Below are 16237 nucleotides of genomic sequence, written 5' to 3' on the forward strand. Positions count from 1 at the left end.
CTCAGGCCGTGGCGTCGACCGCCCGCTGGACCACCGGGGCCAGGTGGCCGGCGTAGCGCCGCTGCACCTGGGGGATGCGCCAGTCGTCGCCGGTGACGAGCTGGCGGCAGCGGTAGGTCTCGCAGTGGCAGCGCACGACCATCTCGGGGTCGGTCGAGCCCGTCGCGTAGTCCAGGGTGAGCTCCTCCCCCGGATCGACGTCGCGGAAGGCCACGACGCGCTCGCCGTCGGCCGCCCACGCCAGCGTCGGGTCGCACGAGTGGTTCAGGGCCGCGACGTCCACCGCGACCGCCTCGCCCCGGGCCAGTCCCCCGGTCGTGAACCACCCGCGCCCGGCGATCGTGGACGGCTGCCGTTCGATGGCCATGGCCGCAGGGTACGCGCGGCGGCCTGCGAACCCGGCGCAGGCGGCATACCGTCGGCGCATGGCTTCTCCCCTCGTCGCCCGCATGCACGGTTTCGGGACCACGATCTTCGCCGAGATGACCGCGCTCGCCACCGAGCACGGCGCGGTGAACCTCGGGCAGGGCTTCCCCGACACCGACGGTCCGCGCGAGATGCTCGACGCCGCCAAGGCCGCCATCGACGGCGGGCGCAACCAGTACCCGCCCGGCCCCGGCGTCCCCGAGCTGCTCGACGCCGTGGCGGCGCACCAGTCCCGGTTCTACGGCCTCGAGGTCGACCCGCGCTCGGAGGTGCTCGTCACCGTCGGTGCGACCGAGGCGATCGCCGCCACCATCCTGGCGCTGTGCGAGGTGGGCGACGAGGTGGTCACCTTCGAGCCCTACTACGACTCGTACGCCGCGTCGATCGCCCTCGCGGGAGCGGTGCGCCGTACCTCCGTGCTCCGGTTCCCGGACTTCGCCGTCGACGAGGCGTCGCTGCGCGCCGCGTTCTCGCCACGGACGCGGCTGGTCCTGCTCAACACCCCGCACAACCCGACCGGCAAGGTCTTCACCCGGGCCGAGCTCGACCTGATCTGTTCCCTGGCAAGGGAGTTCGACGCGTGGGTCGTCACCGACGAGGTCTACGAGCACCTCGTGTTCGGGGACGCGGCGCACGTCCCGGTGGCGACGTTGCCGGGCATGCGCGAGCGCACGCTGACGATCTCCTCGGCGGGCAAGACGTTCTCGGCCACGGGCTGGAAGGTCGGCTGGGTGTCCGGTCCGGCGCAGGCGGTGGCGGCGGTGCGGACGGTCAAGCAGTTCCTCACCTTCGTCGGCTCGGGTCCCTTCCAGCCGGCCGCCGCCGTCGCCCTCGCCCTCGGCGACGAGGTGTATGCCGCGTTGTCCGGCTCGCTGGAGGCCAAGCGCGACCTGCTCGTGGCGGGGTTGCGGGGAGCCGGGCTCGAGGTGTCCGTGCCGGACGGGACGTACTTCGTCGTGGCCGATGCGGCGCCGCTGGGGGCCACCGACGCCCTGGCGTTCTGCCGCGAGCTGCCCGCACGGGCCGGGGTCGTGGGTGTCCCGGTCTCGGTGTTCCACGATGACGTGGCGGCCGCCCGGACGTTGGTGCGGTTCGCGTTCTGCAAGCGGGACGAGGTGCTGGCAGAAGCGGTCCGGCGGCTCGCGGCCCTGCGGGACTGAGCGGCCGCCCCCGGCGCTGCGGGACCGAGCAGCCGCTCGCGGTCCTGCGGGAACCGGTCAGCCGCTCGCGGTCCTGCGGGAACCGGGCAGCCGCTCGCGGTCCTGCGGGAACCGGGCAGCCGCTCGCGGCCCTGCGGGAACCGGGCAGCCGTCCACAGGCGGGCCGTGCGTCCGCCCCGCGTCCACAAGCCGGCCGGACGGTGCTGGCCGGCCCCGCCTGCGGCGCGCACGGTCGAGGGCATGAGATCGCTCGCCTCCGTCCTGCTGCCTGCCGCGGCCGCGGCCCTCGCCGTCACGACCGTGTCGACCGTGGTCGCTCCTGCCCGCACGTCCGTGGAGCCACCGCAGGTGGCGACAGGCGGCGCGCCCGCACCACCCGTGCACGACACCCACGCCGCGCTCGCCGCGCCCACCGGCGACGGGCCCGTCCCGCAGGTGGCTCCTCGGGGTCGGTGGATGTGGCCCCTGACGCCCCGCCCGAGCGTCGCACGACCCTTCGTGCGGCCCGCGACGACCTGGGGAGCCGGTCACCGGGGAGTCGACCTGACCAGCTCGCAGGGCAGTGCCGTGCGCGCCGTCGACGCCGGCGTCGTCGCGCACGTGGGGGTGGTCGCGGGACGCGGGACCGTGACGGTGCTGCACCGGTCGGGTCTGCGCTCCACCTACGAACCCGTGGACCCGGGCGTCGCCGTCGGTGACGAGGTCGGCCGGGGCCAGGTGATCGGCACGGTCTCGGCAGGAGGGCACTGCCTTCCCTCCACCTGCCTGCACCTGGGTGCCCTGCGGGGGACCCGCTACCTCGACCCGATGACCTTGCTGGGCGCCGCCCGCGTCAGGCTGCTGCCGCTGAGGTGAGTCGGCCGGGGCGTCGGCGTCAGGCGCCGCTGGGGTACGGCCAGGGTGTGCAGCCCTGCAGGCTCAACGTCTGCTGGACCATGACGGGAGCCCGGTCGCCCTTCGCGGGGCAGCTGCGGTGCTGGTGACCGAGCCCGTGGCCGACCTCGTGGTTGACCTGGTACTCGCGGTACCGGGCGACGTCGGTGCCGTAGCTGTCGTCGCCGAGGACCCAGCGCCGCAAGTTGAGGACGGACCGCTCGCCGTTCCAGCAGGACACCTGCGACAGCGTCTGCATCGGCGCGCAGAGCTTGTCGGTGAGGCCGGGACTGGCCAGCGTCACGCGGATGTCGACATGAGCGCCCTGCTTGGCCTCTGCAGGGGTGACGTTGACGAACCTGATGCCGTCGACCTTCTGCCAACCGCGGCTGTCCAGCAGGACCGACTGGATCGTCGCCGCGACCGTCGTCGGGTCCACGCCGAGGCCACCCTCGATCTCGACGGTGTAGCGCACGGTGCGGCCGGAGGTGGCCGGCTTGACGGCCGGCACGGGGACGACGGTGATGGCGCCGGTGCCGTGCTGCGGGACGGACTTGGCGTCGGGTGCCGTGGTCTCCGTCGACGGGGACCCGTCCTCGGAGCTGGTCGTGGTGGTCGACGGCTTCGCCGTGGCGCGCGTCGTGGACGGAGCGGACGCCGAGGCCTTGACCGCCTGGACGGGAGCGGGGTCGTCCTTGGTCAGCTGACGGTAGGCGATGCTGCCGACCAGGACCAGGGCGATCGTCCCTGCGAGGGTGCGCCGCAGCCGCACCTTCCGGCTGGCGCGCCGACGGTGGCTGCTGGGCCGCTGGGCGGCCGGGCCTGGGGTGCTCACGTGCTCGGTCCGGACCTCTCCTGGGGGATCGGTGGCAGGGGCGCCACCTGGTGGGGTGGCAGGTCACGACGGGACACCATTGTCGCCCCTGCACGCTCCGCGGGGTGGGACGGCACGCCCGAGCGGGCCGAAGGGGTGAACCTCGACTCGGTCGTCCTCATGCGCGCGGATGGGCCTGGCGGTAGGACTGCTTGAGGCGGTCGACCGACACGTGGGTGTAGATCTGCGTCGTGGCCAGGGACGCGTGCCCGAGCAGCTCCTGCACGAGCCGCAGGTCGGCGCCGCCCTCGAGCAGGTGCGTCGCCGCGCTGTGCCGCAGCCCGTGCGGGCCCACGTCAGGCGCATCCGGCACGTGGGCCAACAACGTGTGCACCGCGGAACGGATCTGACGGGGGTCGGCCCGGCGACCTCGGCGGCCGAGCAGCAGGGCGGGGCCGCTGTCCTGCGTCACCACCTGGGGTCGGCCGAGCTCCAGCCAGGCCACCACGGCGTCGCGGGCGGGGGCCCCGAACGGCACGGTGCGTTCCTTGCCGCCCTTGCCCATGACCCGGACGACTCCCCTGTCCAGGTCGACGTCGTCGACGTCGAGGGCAGTGAGCTCACCCACGCGGATCCCGCTGGCGTAGAGCAGCTCGAGGGCGGCGCGGTCGCGCAGGTGCAGCGCGTCCTGGTCGTCACTGGCCACGGCCGCGATGTCGAGCAGCGCGGTGGCATCGGCCTGGCGCAGGACCTCGGGCAGGTGGCCCCCGCGCTTGGGTGCCGCAAGGCGCAACGAGGGGTCGAGCGCGATCCGGCCGGTCCGGGTCGCCCACCCGAGGAAGGTGCGAGCGGCCGCCGACCGGCGCGCGATCGTGGCCCTGGCCGCCCCCGCCTGCGCCTGCGCCGCCAACCACGCCCTCAGGTCCTTCAAGGTGACGTCCGCGGGGCCGTCGATGCCGGCCTCCCCGAGGAAGCGGACGAGGGTGCGGACATCGCCGAGATAGGCCCGCACGGTGTGCTCCGAGCGCCCCCGCTCGCTGCGCAGGTGGCGCTCGAAGGAGGCGACGGCCTCCGCCCAGGCGTCCACGTCGTCCACCCCCTGTGCCTTTTCCACGTCGCCACCGTCGCAAAGGCCCACGCCGTGCACAAGCCGCCACCCCGCCGGACGCTCCACCACTACGCGCGTGCGCGACGAGGCACGCGGCGGTACCCGTCCTCGTCGTGGCTCACGAGCCGGGTGAGCCCGAGCACCCCCAGCGCACCGACGACCTCGCCCTCGCTCATCCCGCAGAGCCTGGCCAGCCTGCTCGGCGTGGTGGAACTACCCACCCGCAGTGCGGCCAGGACCACCCGGTGGGAGGGGTCGAGGTCGTCGCCCGGGTCCTGCCGGCCGCGCTTCACCGGCGCGAGCTCCCCGATCGGACCCACCGCCTCGAGCACCTCGGCCGTGTCGGTGACGAGCAGGGCGCCGTCGCGGATGAGCACGTGGCACCCGGCCGACACCGCTGACGTCACCGGCCCGGGTACCGCACAGACCACGCGCTGGTGCTCCAGGGCGGTCTTTGCCGTGTTGCGCGAACCCGAACGCAGCCCCGCCTCCACCACGACGGTGCCCCGGCTCATCGTCGCGATCACGCGGTTGCGGCTGAGGAACCGCCAGCGGGTCGGAGCCGAACCGGGTGGCACCTCGCTGACGACGGCTCCGGCGTCGGCGACCCGGGCCAGCAGTCCGGCGTGCCCGGCGGGGTACGGCCGGTCCACGCCGCCCGCGACGACCGCGACGGTCACCCCGTCGACGGCCAGGGCCCCCTCGTGGGCCGCGCCGTCGATGCCGTACGCAGCACCCGAGACCACCGTCCAGCCGCGCTCGGCCAGTCCGGCCGAGATCTCCTTGGCCTGGTGCAGGCCGTACCCCGACGCCGCCCTAGCGCCGACCACGGACACGCTGCGCTCGCACACCTCGTCCAGCTGCACCGGACCGCGGACCCACAGGCAGAACGGCGGGTTGGCGAGGAGGTCGAGCCCCGTCGGCCACTCGTCGTCGTCGGGCACGACGATGCGGGCACCCAGGGCGGCCGCGATCTCGAGGTCGCGCTCGACGTCGAGGTCCGGCACCCGCACCGCCATCTGCTGACCCAGGGTGCTCGAGGGATCCACCCCGTGCAGCGCGGCCTCGGCGCCCACCGCCGAGATCAGCCTCGCGGCAGCCGGGTCGCCCGGCTCGACGAGGCGGGCCCAGGCGAGACGGGCCGCTCGATCCCCGGACGGGATCCCGGCGAGCGCGAGCCGACTCATGCCGCCACCGGTCCCTGGTTGCGCAGGGTCAGGGCCGTGCCGAGGTCGTCGCGGGTCGGGCTCGGTCGACCGGCCAGGTCGGCCACCGTCCAGCCCAGGCGCAGCACGCGGTCGTAGCCGCGGAGGGTGAGGTGGCCGCGGTCGAGGGCTCGGTCGAGGTCGGTGGTGATCGACCGGGGCAGCCGGCGCGGACCTCGGCGCAGGAAGGCTCCCGGCACCTGGCTGTTGAGCCGCCACGACGTCTCGCGCCACCGGTCGGCCTGCACCGCCCGGGCCCGGGCCACCCGCTCGGCGACCACCGCGCTGGACTCCCCCGGCGCGCTGCCGAGCGAGGAGAGGGTGACCGGCGGGACCTGGACCTGCAGGTCGACCCGGTCCAGCAGGGGTCCGGACAGCTTGGCGACGTAGGCGCGCTTGGCCATCGGGGTGCACGTGCACCCGATCCCCTTCCCGAACCCCAGACCGCACGGGCAGGGGTTGGCCGCCATGACGAGCTGGAACCGGGCCGGGAAGCGCACCGCAGTCCGCGCCCGGGACACGACGACCTGCCCCGACTCCAGCGGCTGCCGCAGCGCCTGGAGCGCGCCGGTGCGGAACTCGGGGGCCTCGTCGAGCAAGCAAGCTCGCTTGCTTGGGTCCTAGTATTTTCGGCGGAGTCTGGCTGTCGCTCGGGAGTTCGGTGGTCGCAGCGCGCGAAGGCTAGTAACTGAAAACATCACCGAAGTCTTGTGCCTCAAGCTCAACGCGAGTTGGGATGTGGAGCCAGCATGCGGAAGCCAGCTGTAAGAGGTCTCGGTCCCCCAGTTCTTCCTGGAGCTTGCCGAGTAGCGGGGGCAGAACCTCTGCATCCCGGGCCGCATACGTCACCTGAGCATCTGTCAGGTCCGGTCGTGTCCAATCGGATAGCTGCTCGGCCTTGGGCATCGGTTCACCTAAAAGATCCTCGGTCAGTCCTGCTAAGGACTGCCGCCTCTTCTGTCCTGGCCACAGCAACTTGGCGGCGATCTTTGTGCACCTCACCTGAGACGAGGAAATCCCGAACTGCGCTCGTAGGAAGCCGAGGTCAAAAACGGCATGGTGAAACACCTTGGTGACATCTGCCGATTCGACAAGCAGCCTCACGTGCTCTGGAGCTGTGTCGGACTCCACCTGGATGACTTCGGTGCCCCAGTCCGGAACATGGATCTGGATGGTGCACAGACGCGCCAATCGGGGGTCCAACCCAGTTGTCTCGGTGTCGATCGACACCATTCCATGCGCTTGCGCGGCAAGCACAAGCTCGTCGGAGGCGTCACCACGTCGCACGGTCCGAGGCATCTGGCTGGCGGTCAAGTTGGGCATACCCGTAGTCAACACCCAACCTCTGACAGCCCAACAGCTTGGGCTCGGCGCGCCTCCGACCACGACACCAGAGCATGCGGTCGACTGCGTTCACTATGACCGGATTCAACCTGTACGAGACGCTCAGGTTCGTGATTCCCGGCGCTATCGCGGCCGTGCTTGTGACCCTCACCCTGCGCTTGGCAACGGGCACGGGCCCGCTCTACGCCGGAGGTCAAGCCGCGGGGCTCATCAAGGAGCTGAGCACTGGAACAACGTTCCTGGTGCTCGCCCTGATTCTCGGGTTCGTGCTCTACGCCTTGGATCTTCCGGTCCGAGCACGCATCTACACCGACGGCGACCCGGAACATGGCATTACGGTGCCGAGCCAGACGCTGACCGCACTGGTCCGGGAGGCTCACGGGCCCCATAAGGGATGGATGTTGAAGAGGGCTCTGCCCGTGTATTTCCTCCTGATGGACGCACACCTACCGACGGAACTCCACAAGAAGGTCTACTTTTTCGGCGGCCTCTACCGGATCTACTTCGACGCTCGCGTACTAACGGCGTCAGCACTTACGCTCGGACCGCTGGTTGGCTTTGTCGTAGTCGGCGACGGGCGGGTCGCCTGGGGCGTGTCGGAGGTACGCCCCAGCCATGCCTTGGCTGCCGGTTTGAGCGTGGCGCTTCTAATCGGTGCGGGAGCGATGGCCACAGTGCTGCATCGCAACGCGTCTGAACGGAGGCGAGCCCGCGGTGAAGCCACCAAAAGCAAGTCCTACGGTCAACGGCTCAAGCTCGGGCTCGAGCAGGTTCGCATGGTCAGTCTCATCATCGCCGGGGCGCAGGTCGCGGGGTTGCTTCTCGCCGAACAAAATAACGTCGTCCTCCGTTGCTGCGGACTGCTCGTTGCTACGGGCGCCCTGATCCTCTGGACCCTGGTTGAGTTGGGTCCACCACCGATCTGGCCGCCCAGCGGCCATTCCGGCCCGTCGGGCCCAGCCCCCCTTAGGGGTGGGCTCTTGAACGCGCTGAAGTGCCCTGGCACGAACGAAACGTCCTTTATGCCAGCCCAGCGATCACTCGTAGATCTTGCCCTGTTGGGGCCAGCCATGCTGTCGGCCGCGAACCTGACCGTCGAGCAGGGGCGCCCGCCGGGCGCAGTCCTGTGGTGGGGCCTGCTCCTTGGCCTCACTACCTTCATCCTGTCCACCCGGAAGCACGAAGTCCGTCTCCTCAACTCCTTCGGCGACCAGTCGGCGTGGTTGTACTTGAACCGCACCAAGATCGCGGCACGTGTTCAAAAGTTGGCTCCGGATGAGTCCTGGACATAGCCAAGGTCCGTCCGAGCCGGCCTCGTGAGGCGTCGGCTGCACCACAAAAGGGAGGGTGAGGTGCAGTTCTCCGGTGCGTCACGACCCCCGTGGCGCCTGTGGTGTGATCGCGGCGGTAGCAGACAGAGAGCCGTGCGCACGACGAGGCATAGGCCAAGCCCCTGCTAGTACGGACTACCGCTTCTCGGCGTTTCCGAAACTGTCGTGAACTGTGTATCGGGAAGCGTTCTTCTTGAGCTTGGAGGCCACTGCCGCGCCAAGGTCGACATCCAACACGTCGGAAAGCCGCAGAGCGTAGATGAACACGTCCGCCAGCTCATCGCGAACGTGATCAGCCGATTCTGTGTCCATGATCTCCGACGATTGCTCCGGCGTGAGCCATTGGAAGAGCGCCAACAGCTCACCGGCCTCGCCAGCGAGAGCCATGGCCAGGTTCTTGGGCGTGTGGAACCGCCCCCAATCTCGCGCATCAGCGAACTCACGGATGGCTTGCTGCTCCCTTGAGACCTCCATGACTCCAAGTCTGCTACATCCGCGCCGGAGTGCTGACAGTTCGTGTGATCGGCTACGCAAATCGGACATCGCATGTAACTTCGGTCAACGACGATTCGTACGAAGGAAGGTGGGGCGTGGCGTGGCAACCGTGATCATCCAGCCGAGTTTCGGCAATGCGGATGCGAGGAGGCATTGGCAGACGACGATGGAGGGGCCGCTCACGCTGCAACTGATCGAGTCGCTCACCACTTCCGAAAGGCGCGCCCTCAACGCGATGCATCCCGACGGGCTGGCGCGATTCTGGGGCATGACCAGCAACCACGACTCACAGATGGACACGATCGACACAGGCGACGTGGTTCTGTTCACCGGCCAGAAGCTGATCCAAGGGATCGGCGAGATCGGCGTGGTGTTGAGGAGTAGCCCCTTGGGAGACGAACTCTGGGATCCCCACCCTGAGCGAGGTAGCTACAACAATGTTTACTCCCTGAAGTCTTTTCGAGCCACCAAGGTGCCCTACTCCGAGATTTGGGAACTCCCAAGCTTCAACGTAGGCGACAACTTTATGGGCGCCCGATTCCTCCGCGGCGACCGGGCGGAGGAGGTCCTTGACGGACTCAAAATCCGAACGAGCACAGAAGCCGAAAGCTTGGAAATGCTGGCTGAGAAGCAAGTGACTGCGGCGGTGGAGAAGTTCTCCTTCATCGTTCCTGACGAAGCTCTAAAGGTGGAGTCCAGCACCCATGACCAACCCGCTCGGCAGATGACTGTGAATCGACACGAGGCCCAACTGGTACGGCTCTACCGAGAACACCTGGGCGTGGATACCACCCGAGTTAGGACCCGCGCCGGGGTTACGGACATGGTTCTCCCCTTCGAAGGGGGCCTCGAAGTTGTTGAGGCGAAATCGTCGTCGAGCCGAGAAGCAGTCCGCATGGCTCTGGGCCAGATCCTTGACTACTGCCATCACGTCGCAGACGTGAGAGCCGCAACCGTGCTGCTCCCGGCCCGGCCCGACTCAGACCTCCTCGAGCTGGCCGCCCGATTGGGAGTCGGAGTGACGTATCCATCTGGAGAGGGGGACTTCACTCGGCACGATCCGTCGGACCAGGCACGCAAGGCGCTTGTCCACATACTTCGGGCCTGAAACGTCGGCAGCCAGTATCCCGGATCGGAAGAGACACGCGCCCTTCGCGATCACGACCGCACGGTCGTTTCCTGCGAAGATGCGGCAAGACTCCCACTACGCACTAAAGGGTTACCACCGTGGACATCAAAGACAGCAGCATCGGCGTCTACTTGGGGCAGGTGGAGTTCGTCATTCCGGCCTACCAGCGGCCGTACCAATGGACGAACGACCTCTTGGAAGGGCTCTGGTCTGACCTGGGTGAGATGTATGTGGGCAGCAACCCAAAGCGGCACTACTTGGGTGTACTTCTAGGCGCGAGAGAGCTCAATGCTTCATCCGCGGTGCGCGGGAAGCAAGCGACAACTTACGGCCGCAATGTGTGGGCGCTTGTGGACGGGCAACAGCGTCTGGTCACCCTGCTATTGCTCCTCGCCGCCTTGCGCGACGCAGGCACGCCAGCTGTGAAGCGGGACGCGACTGCCTTGATGACGGTCGACGAACCCGCACGCCCTCGCCTCTTGGGGCAAGAGGAAGACCGGGAGCTGCTGGGGCGCATCCTGCTCACCTCAAACGTGAGTCTTTCGCGATCCGAAGCAAAGACAACAGTCGGTAACGCTTACGCGTTCTTCACACGCCAGCTCGCAGCAGGCACTACGAGCTTCTGGAAACCCGTGCCCGTCGGGTATGCCTCGTCTCGTGCACCCCGAGGCAAGGAGATCAAGCCTGCGCAGTTGCTTCGGATTGTGCGCGAGCGCCTCCACGTCACTGACATGATGCTGAATCAAGAGGACCAGTCGGCACCAGCTGTCTTCGACGCCATCAACGGGAAACGCCGCGAGCTGGAGCCAGTAGACCTCCTCCGTAACACTGTCTTCGCCGAGCTGAACGACATCCAGCTGTTCACCAGCACCTGGGCGACCATGGAGTCCGAGTGTCGGCAGGTCAAGCTCGGCGGAGCTCGACTCGGCACACTTCCCTTGTTCATCGATTCTTACCTCCACTCACTGGGCGAAGGCGCGAGTCAGTACCGACTGGCGCGGCGACTCAACGAACTCATCCTTGAACATGCCCCAATGAACCTCGGCGCAGACGCGCGGCGACGCAAGGTCCGCGGCGTCATCAAAGAACTTGTCACGAGCTTCGACGACTTCAAGGTGGCGCAGTCTTCCGCCTTCGATGGTCACGGCAGCACCTACAAGCCAGCCGCGGTCCGCGCCCTCGACAACATCAGCATGTTGTCCTCTGGTCCCCCCCTGCCGCTGTCACTTCTCCTGCTGCGGTATCGACGAACAAACTTCATCTCCGATGCACAGCTCTACGATTCAGTACGGGTTCTCGAGTCCTACCTTGGCCGGCGGATAGTCGCTGGAGAGAAGCAACAGCTTCTGCGAAGCCATCTGAACTCAGTCACAGCGAAGGTGATCAAGGAGTTTGGCAACGCGTCCACCATCGCCAAGAAGATGGGAGCTGGCCGCCCTCGGACGCTCGCTGAGATACTGGCTCGGTATCTGAACACTCCGGGCATGCCCATGCCCTCCGATCCGGTGCTGGTGTCGGCCGTGATGGACCGAGTCGACATGAACAAGCTTTCGGCTCGTCAAAAGTTCGCAGTCTTGCGCCGACTGAACGACGAGGTAGCCGGACGTCACATCCCCGATATACACCTGTCGAGACATGACAAGACCCGCATGGACTACTCGATCGAGCACGTCTTTCCGGACAGCTTCCGAGACCGCGCCAGCATCACCCAGGACTGGAAGGACCAACTCCGCGATTGGGGTCAGGTGGCAGGAGACGTGGACGAGCTCGTAGGGCTTCGGAACAACTTGGGCAACCTGACGCTGGTGCATCAGAACTCGGCCTTGGGCCGCCGTGCCTTTCTCGACAAAGGACGGAAGCACGGCAAGCGCAGGATCCTGAAAGACCGAGCCCCAGATGTCAGTAACTCGGTCGTTTACGCTATACGCGGTGGCGTAAACAGCGACCGGGGCCGCTGGACCGCGACGGACGTCCGAGAGCGCGCGGTCTTCCTCGCTCAAACCATGAAAACCGCCTACCCGAAAAGCTAGGGTAATGCCCCACTCCGGCGGTGACCGAGCAAGTTCGATTGCGTGACTTTCGAGTCTAGTCCGGCTACTTGGGGCACCGTGGCGCGTCGTACTCGCGCGTTTGAAGGGCCGCCGACGGCGAGCCCGACCAAAACCAGTGACCCACCAGGGTCGGGAAGCAGAATGCCCTCTGCGTCGTGTCGCTGGGCAACGCAGTGAGCGACCGGGGGATATCTCGCAAGATGACGAGTCGACCATCGGAGTCGCTAATCACGTAGCCAGTGAACGGCTTCTTGCCGTGCGGCGTGATCGACTCCGCCGGGAGCCACGGGGTTCCTGAGACCGACACGGTTACTAGCGAGGCGACCGCGAGATACGCGAGGACCCCTTTGGTCAGCCGAGCAGGGCTCCACATCTTCGCTAACACCTGCTCGGCTTCTACCACCCTCTCCGGTAAGGGCTTCGCTCGATAGCTCCGCATCCTTGTTGCGCTGATGATCTCGATGAGCAAGACCGTGGCAACAAGCCCTAGCCAAGCGAAGACAGGCACGGTGAAGAAACCCACGAGCAGGACCAGGGTGACCAGTCCGTAGTTCTGCTTACGCGTCGTGTGCCACGGAAGCCAAGCGATCAAAGCGGCAAGGATCCCGAAGCTAAGCAGCATCGGGACTAGCGACGTCACTGTGTAACTGAGGATCGAAGTCGGGCCCGCTTCGGTCACTAGGTAACCCGCCAGTCGCGGGTCTCCCGAAGCAACGACCATCGCCTTCAAGGTCGCGGCCAGCGTCGTGACCGCCGCGACGACAAGTCCCAAGTGATCCCGCATAGACGCGAAAGCCGACCCCTCCGAACGCTCCCCCATCTGCCAAGCATCGCACCCTGGGGGTATGACCCACGCACGGCTCGCCGCTCCACCGCTCCGTCTTAGCCGCTGAAATCGCGCGCAGGTTCCAAGGTCGATCTGAACCGGCCCCGACAGGGGCCAGTTTCGTCAACGGGGCAGGTCAGCGGGGCCGACCCTGGTCGGCCGGCCTCCGCTGCACCTGCTCAAAATCGTTCATAAACAACCGCGACGCCGGGCTGGTCACCCTGCGTAGGGGTGCCGCCCGGCACGGTCACTCAGGGGCGCGGAGTGCGCGTCCCGAGAGGTCCCTGCACCAAGGGCGCGAACGGCTCCTGGCGCGCCGTGGATGCCGTCTCCATGGTCAGGTGCCAGGTCATGGTCTCTCCGGTCCCGTAGCTGCCGTCGCCGTGACGGATGACGATGTTGTCGCCCGGCGTGGCTGCGTCTACGCGCAAGTCGGTAAGCACCCCCGCGCCGCCGAACAGGCGCCCCTCCGCCAAGGCGGTCTGCCGCCCACGCTCGAAGGTGGCCGGGCCCGCTCCGTGGAGGGCGACCGATCCCTTGATGATGGTGGCGCGGTCCTCGCCCGTCGCGCGGCTAGTCACGCTCTGCACCGACACCCTTCCCACGCGCAGCCCCTTGCCAAAGGGGCGCAGGAAGTCCCCGAACGAGCCCAGCGCCACGCTGGCGGTCAGCTCATCGGGGTCACCGGCGATGACCGGCCGCGATGCGTGGATGCGCTGAATGCGCAGGCGCACGGTGTCGAGCACGTCGTTGCCGTCGAGCTGGGCCGTCTGGACGGCCCCGATCTGTTCCATCTGGAACCCAGCCTGCTCCGCCTTGGCGAGGATGCCGGGCAGGTTGAGCTTCGCGTAGTAGGTGTGACGCCGGTAGGCGATCTCCACCCGTCCACCCAAACGCCCCTCGCCCAGGTCGATGCTGCGCATCTCCTGGCGGATGACCACAGCGTGGCCGGTCGGGTAGTGCTTGACGGAGCTAGCCAGGACCGGCACCAGCTCCGGCACGAGCCCGGACATCAGCTCCGCGACAGCCTCAGCGACAGCGGAGCCGATCAGGTTAGCGTCGTCCTTCTCCAGCTTGGATGCGGCTGCACGGGCACCCGCGAGCAGGGCCTGAGCGCGCTGCACCTCGGCGGTGGCGAGAGCCATTGCCATCGCGTCCACGGTCAGGTCGCCGTCGCGCAGGCGAGCGGTCAGCTCCTCGGTCTTGGCCCCGGCGGTTTCCAGTTCGGCCTCCAGCTCCTCGATGCGCTGGGCGGCCTTGGGGGCGGCCTCCTGACGGTCGCGGGCAGCGGCGAGCTGAGCCGCTTCAGCGGCGGCGATGTGCTCAGCGTCCGTCAGGACCTTGGTGCTGGCCTTCTTGGTGATGGTCTTCGTCATGTGTTGACTCCTTGCTAGTTGGTGGGGGCCTTCGGCCCCCGCTTGGGGTTGATGACATGGGAGTCCCCTTCGGGGGGACTCCCGCTAACTCGCCAATGGGTTGGCGACTAGCTCGCTAACTAGTGGCTCCGGCTTCGCCGTCGCCGTCGCGCCTAGCCCTTCTTCTGGCCATAAGTCGGCGCGCACATCTTCTGGCCATAACTCAGGCCGCCTCGCGGCTCACTTCCAAGACGTCGTGTCGGTCGCCAGGGTGGAGCCGGTAGGTGGTCCGCGCACCACGTCCGTGCCCGATCTTGTGGACGTGTAGCCATCCGGCGTCCGCCAGCACCTCGACCCCGCGCTCAACGAAGGCGCGGGTCCGACCAGCCTTGTCGCGAGTGGCGACCGCATCGGTCAACGACCGAATGGGGAGGACCAGCTCGGTGTCGTCGCCGCACAGGCGCGCGAGCTGGCGAGCCACGAGCCGCCCGCTGCGGGGCACGTAGTTGATGGCATCCCAATACCAGTCGGCCGCATGGCCGACCGGAGGGACGCACTCGTGAGAGAGCGCCGATCCCCGCTTACGAACCAGTTCGCGGTGCCGCTGGACCTTCGCGTCCCAGGTCTCTGTCATGCGGCCACCGCGAGGCGGTGTCGCACGCTGTCGCCGCAGTGGCCGACGATCCCAGCGACGAGGTGCCGCTCATCGAACACGCGGACCTGTCCGCACGAGCAGGTGGTCGCCCATGCGCCAACGCGCGTCTGGCCCGTCAACGTAAGCAGGCCGTACCGCTCCCCAGCTCTCGGGATTCCGTGAGGCTGGATCAGGTCGGTGTCGAGGAGAACCCGCACGGCGCGGGAGCCAGCTCGCAGGAATCCCTGATTCACAGCCTCTCGGACGAGTCGTCCGGTGCGGCTCGACGGGCTGCGCCCACGCGAGCCCTGCATGGCCAGCAGCTCACCCAGCTCGCCAGGATCAAACTCGGCCACGCCGTCAAATCCGGCCCGCTCGGCGGCAAGCATGAGGAGTCGCGCGATGTGGGCCAGGGCTGGGTCCGTGGCAACGGACGCCAGCAGGTCGCGGTCGAAACTCGCTCCGTTGACGGTGCTCACGCTGCCACCGCCTCGGCCGAGCCCGCCCAGGCGGCGACGTCGTCGGCATACCGGCCAGCCCGGACCCCACCTTCCTGGTAGCAGAGCTCCCAGGCGCGAGGGCTAGCGCCACGTGCGACGGCCCGTCCCGGCGATTCTGCGACCGTCACGGAGCTAACGGGTGACTCCGGTGCCCGTGGGGTCGAAACGGTCAGCAAACGCGCCCAGAGTGGCCAGCACGTTGTGCACGGGCCGGACGCGAGTCCGGACCCGTTCTGTCGGACGTTCGCGCCCTGCGCAGCGCACGCGTCACACAGCCCAGCAGCTCGATAGCCAGCCGCCACGCTGTCCCAGCGGGCTGCCTGCCGCAAGGACTCGGGACGGTCAGATTTCGGCGATTCTGAGGGGCCCCGCCGAAGGCTCATCGGCGCGATCCCGCCAGGAACCGCGCCACGTCCACGCGTCGATAGAGGACCTTCCCGCCAATCTTGTAGAACGCTGGACCTCCACGTCCGGCACTCCTCCAGTTGCGGAGGGTGCCTGGGTGCACGTGCAGCGTCGCGGCGGCCTCCTTCTCGGTCACGAATGTCATCGGTTGTCCTTCCTGTAATCAACTAGGGCAAAGAAAAAGGGCCACCCGGCTGGGCGACCCTTCGTCTCTACTTCTCTCAATAGGTGATGTGTTCACACATTGGTTGACCTGCGGTTCTTGTTCCACGAACCTTGCAGAACCAGCTTCGCGTGGTGGGGGTTTACGCACTCGGTCGCATCGCAAGTTCGGTGGACGACGTACTCGATGCTCGGCTGTCCACGAACCACGTGCCACAGCACGCGGTTCACGTAGAACCGCTTGCGGCGAACGCGAACGATGCCTCGCCGACCAGGGCCCTGGACGGCCCCGCACCAGAACCAATGCGAGTCGGCGTGTGGAGCGTCCTTGCCGCGACGGGCCAGCTGCTCGAACGGAACTGGACCATCTTCAGCCTCAACCCATGTACGGGCAGCAAGTGATCCCTGAAAGTCTTCCA

17 protein-coding genes are annotated in these 16237 nt (G+C 67.8%); 5 read left to right on the forward strand and 12 right to left on the reverse strand.

The window, feature by feature from the left end; all coding sequences use genetic code 11:
- Window position 1: 1 nt before the first annotated feature.
- Window positions 2-367 (reverse strand): SET domain-containing protein-lysine N-methyltransferase, encoded by a 366-nt coding sequence (locus tag ASD62_RS05675; RefSeq protein WP_162254754.1) that lies wholly within the window; start codon window positions 365-367, stop codon window positions 2-4.
- A 58-nt stretch (window positions 368-425) separates the two neighbouring features.
- Between ASD62_RS05675 and ASD62_RS05680 the strand changes: the two genes are divergently transcribed.
- Window positions 426-1586: a pyridoxal phosphate-dependent aminotransferase gene (locus tag ASD62_RS05680; protein ID WP_082552842.1), complete on the forward strand. Its 1161-nt coding sequence runs from the start codon at window positions 426-428 to the stop codon at window positions 1584-1586.
- Window positions 1587-1826: 240 nt separating this feature from the next.
- The gene (locus ASD62_RS20590; RefSeq protein ID WP_235530641.1) at window positions 1827-2441 is read left to right on the forward strand and encodes a M23 family metallopeptidase; all 615 of its coding nucleotides are present in this window, start codon (window positions 1827-1829) and stop codon (window positions 2439-2441) included.
- Window positions 2442-2460: 19 nt separating this feature from the next.
- Here ASD62_RS20590 and ASD62_RS05690 read toward each other — a convergent pair whose 3' ends face one another.
- From ASD62_RS05690 to ASD62_RS05710, 5 genes are all read right to left on the reverse strand, one after another.
- Window positions 2461-3294: a DUF3152 domain-containing protein gene (locus ASD62_RS05690; RefSeq protein ID WP_056915127.1), complete on the reverse strand. Its 834-nt coding sequence runs from the start codon at window positions 3292-3294 to the stop codon at window positions 2461-2463.
- A 157-nt stretch (window positions 3295-3451) separates the two neighbouring features.
- Window positions 3452-4387 carry a tyrosine recombinase XerC gene (locus tag ASD62_RS05695; protein ID WP_235529051.1) on the reverse strand — a complete coding sequence of 312 codons (936 nt, stop codon included), beginning with the start codon at window positions 4385-4387 and terminating at the stop codon, window positions 3452-3454.
- 62 nt (window positions 4388-4449) lie between these two features.
- Window positions 4450-5568 (reverse strand): DNA-processing protein DprA, encoded by a 1119-nt coding sequence (gene dprA, locus ASD62_RS05700; protein ID WP_056915128.1) that lies wholly within the window; start codon window positions 5566-5568, stop codon window positions 4450-4452.
- On the reverse strand, window positions 5565-6185 hold the full coding sequence (locus tag ASD62_RS05705; protein WP_056915129.1) for an ATP-binding protein: 621 nt from the start codon (window positions 6183-6185) through the stop codon (window positions 5565-5567). Before ASD62_RS05705 ends, dprA begins: the two co-directional genes overlap by 4 nt.
- An 82-nt stretch (window positions 6186-6267) precedes the next feature.
- Window positions 6268-6909 carry a ribonuclease D gene (locus tag ASD62_RS05710; protein ID WP_056915130.1) on the reverse strand — a complete coding sequence of 214 codons (642 nt, stop codon included), beginning with the start codon at window positions 6907-6909 and terminating at the stop codon, window positions 6268-6270.
- 95 nt (window positions 6910-7004) lie between these two features.
- Here ASD62_RS05710 and ASD62_RS05715 point away from each other — a divergent pair, with 95 nt between their 5' ends.
- Window positions 7005-8222: a hypothetical protein gene (locus tag ASD62_RS05715; RefSeq protein WP_157581370.1), complete on the forward strand. Its 1218-nt coding sequence runs from the start codon at window positions 7005-7007 to the stop codon at window positions 8220-8222.
- Between the two features lie 174 nt (window positions 8223-8396).
- Here the strand turns inward: ASD62_RS05715 and ASD62_RS05720 are convergent, their stop codons facing one another.
- A complete protein-coding gene (locus ASD62_RS05720; protein ID WP_056915132.1) occupies window positions 8397-8735 on the reverse strand; it encodes a nucleotide pyrophosphohydrolase in 339 nt (112 codons plus the stop codon).
- Window positions 8736-8856: 121 nt separating this feature from the next.
- Between ASD62_RS05720 and ASD62_RS05725 the strand changes: the two genes are divergently transcribed.
- Both ASD62_RS05725 and ASD62_RS05730 read left to right on the forward strand, forming a co-directional pair.
- Entirely contained in the window at window positions 8857-9864 is a 1008-nt protein-coding gene (locus ASD62_RS05725) for a hypothetical protein (RefSeq protein ID WP_056915133.1), read from the forward strand.
- 119 nt (window positions 9865-9983) lie between these two features.
- The gene (locus ASD62_RS05730) at window positions 9984-11915 is read left to right on the forward strand and encodes a DUF262 domain-containing HNH endonuclease family protein (protein WP_056915134.1); all 1932 of its coding nucleotides are present in this window, start codon (window positions 9984-9986) and stop codon (window positions 11913-11915) included.
- 64 nt (window positions 11916-11979) lie between these two features.
- Here the strand turns inward: ASD62_RS05730 and ASD62_RS05735 are convergent, their stop codons facing one another.
- The 5 genes from ASD62_RS05735 to ASD62_RS19675 form a co-directional block, all read right to left on the reverse strand.
- Entirely contained in the window at window positions 11980-12756 is a 777-nt protein-coding gene (locus ASD62_RS05735) for a hypothetical protein (RefSeq protein WP_056915135.1), read from the reverse strand.
- Between the two features lie 257 nt (window positions 12757-13013).
- Complete coding sequence (locus ASD62_RS05740) at window positions 13014-14138, reverse strand: hypothetical protein (RefSeq protein ID WP_056915136.1); 1125 nt, start codon at window positions 14136-14138, stop codon at window positions 13014-13016.
- 202 nt (window positions 14139-14340) lie between these two features.
- Window positions 14341-14751, reverse strand: a complete 411-nt coding sequence (locus tag ASD62_RS05745; protein WP_056915137.1) for a hypothetical protein — start codon at window positions 14749-14751, stop codon at window positions 14341-14343.
- The gene (locus ASD62_RS05750; protein ID WP_056915138.1) at window positions 14748-15230 is read right to left on the reverse strand and encodes a hypothetical protein; all 483 of its coding nucleotides are present in this window, start codon (window positions 15228-15230) and stop codon (window positions 14748-14750) included. The genes ASD62_RS05745 and ASD62_RS05750 overlap by 4 nt, the downstream gene beginning before the upstream one ends.
- 400 nt (window positions 15231-15630) lie before the next feature.
- Entirely contained in the window at window positions 15631-15801 is a 171-nt protein-coding gene (locus tag ASD62_RS19675; RefSeq protein WP_082580594.1) for a helix-turn-helix domain-containing protein, read from the reverse strand.
- Window positions 15802-16237 lie beyond the last annotated feature (436 nt).

The sequence above is a fragment of the Phycicoccus sp. Root563 genome (genome assembly GCF_001427915.1).
GTDB lineage: Bacteria > Actinomycetota > Actinomycetes > Actinomycetales > Dermatophilaceae > Pedococcus.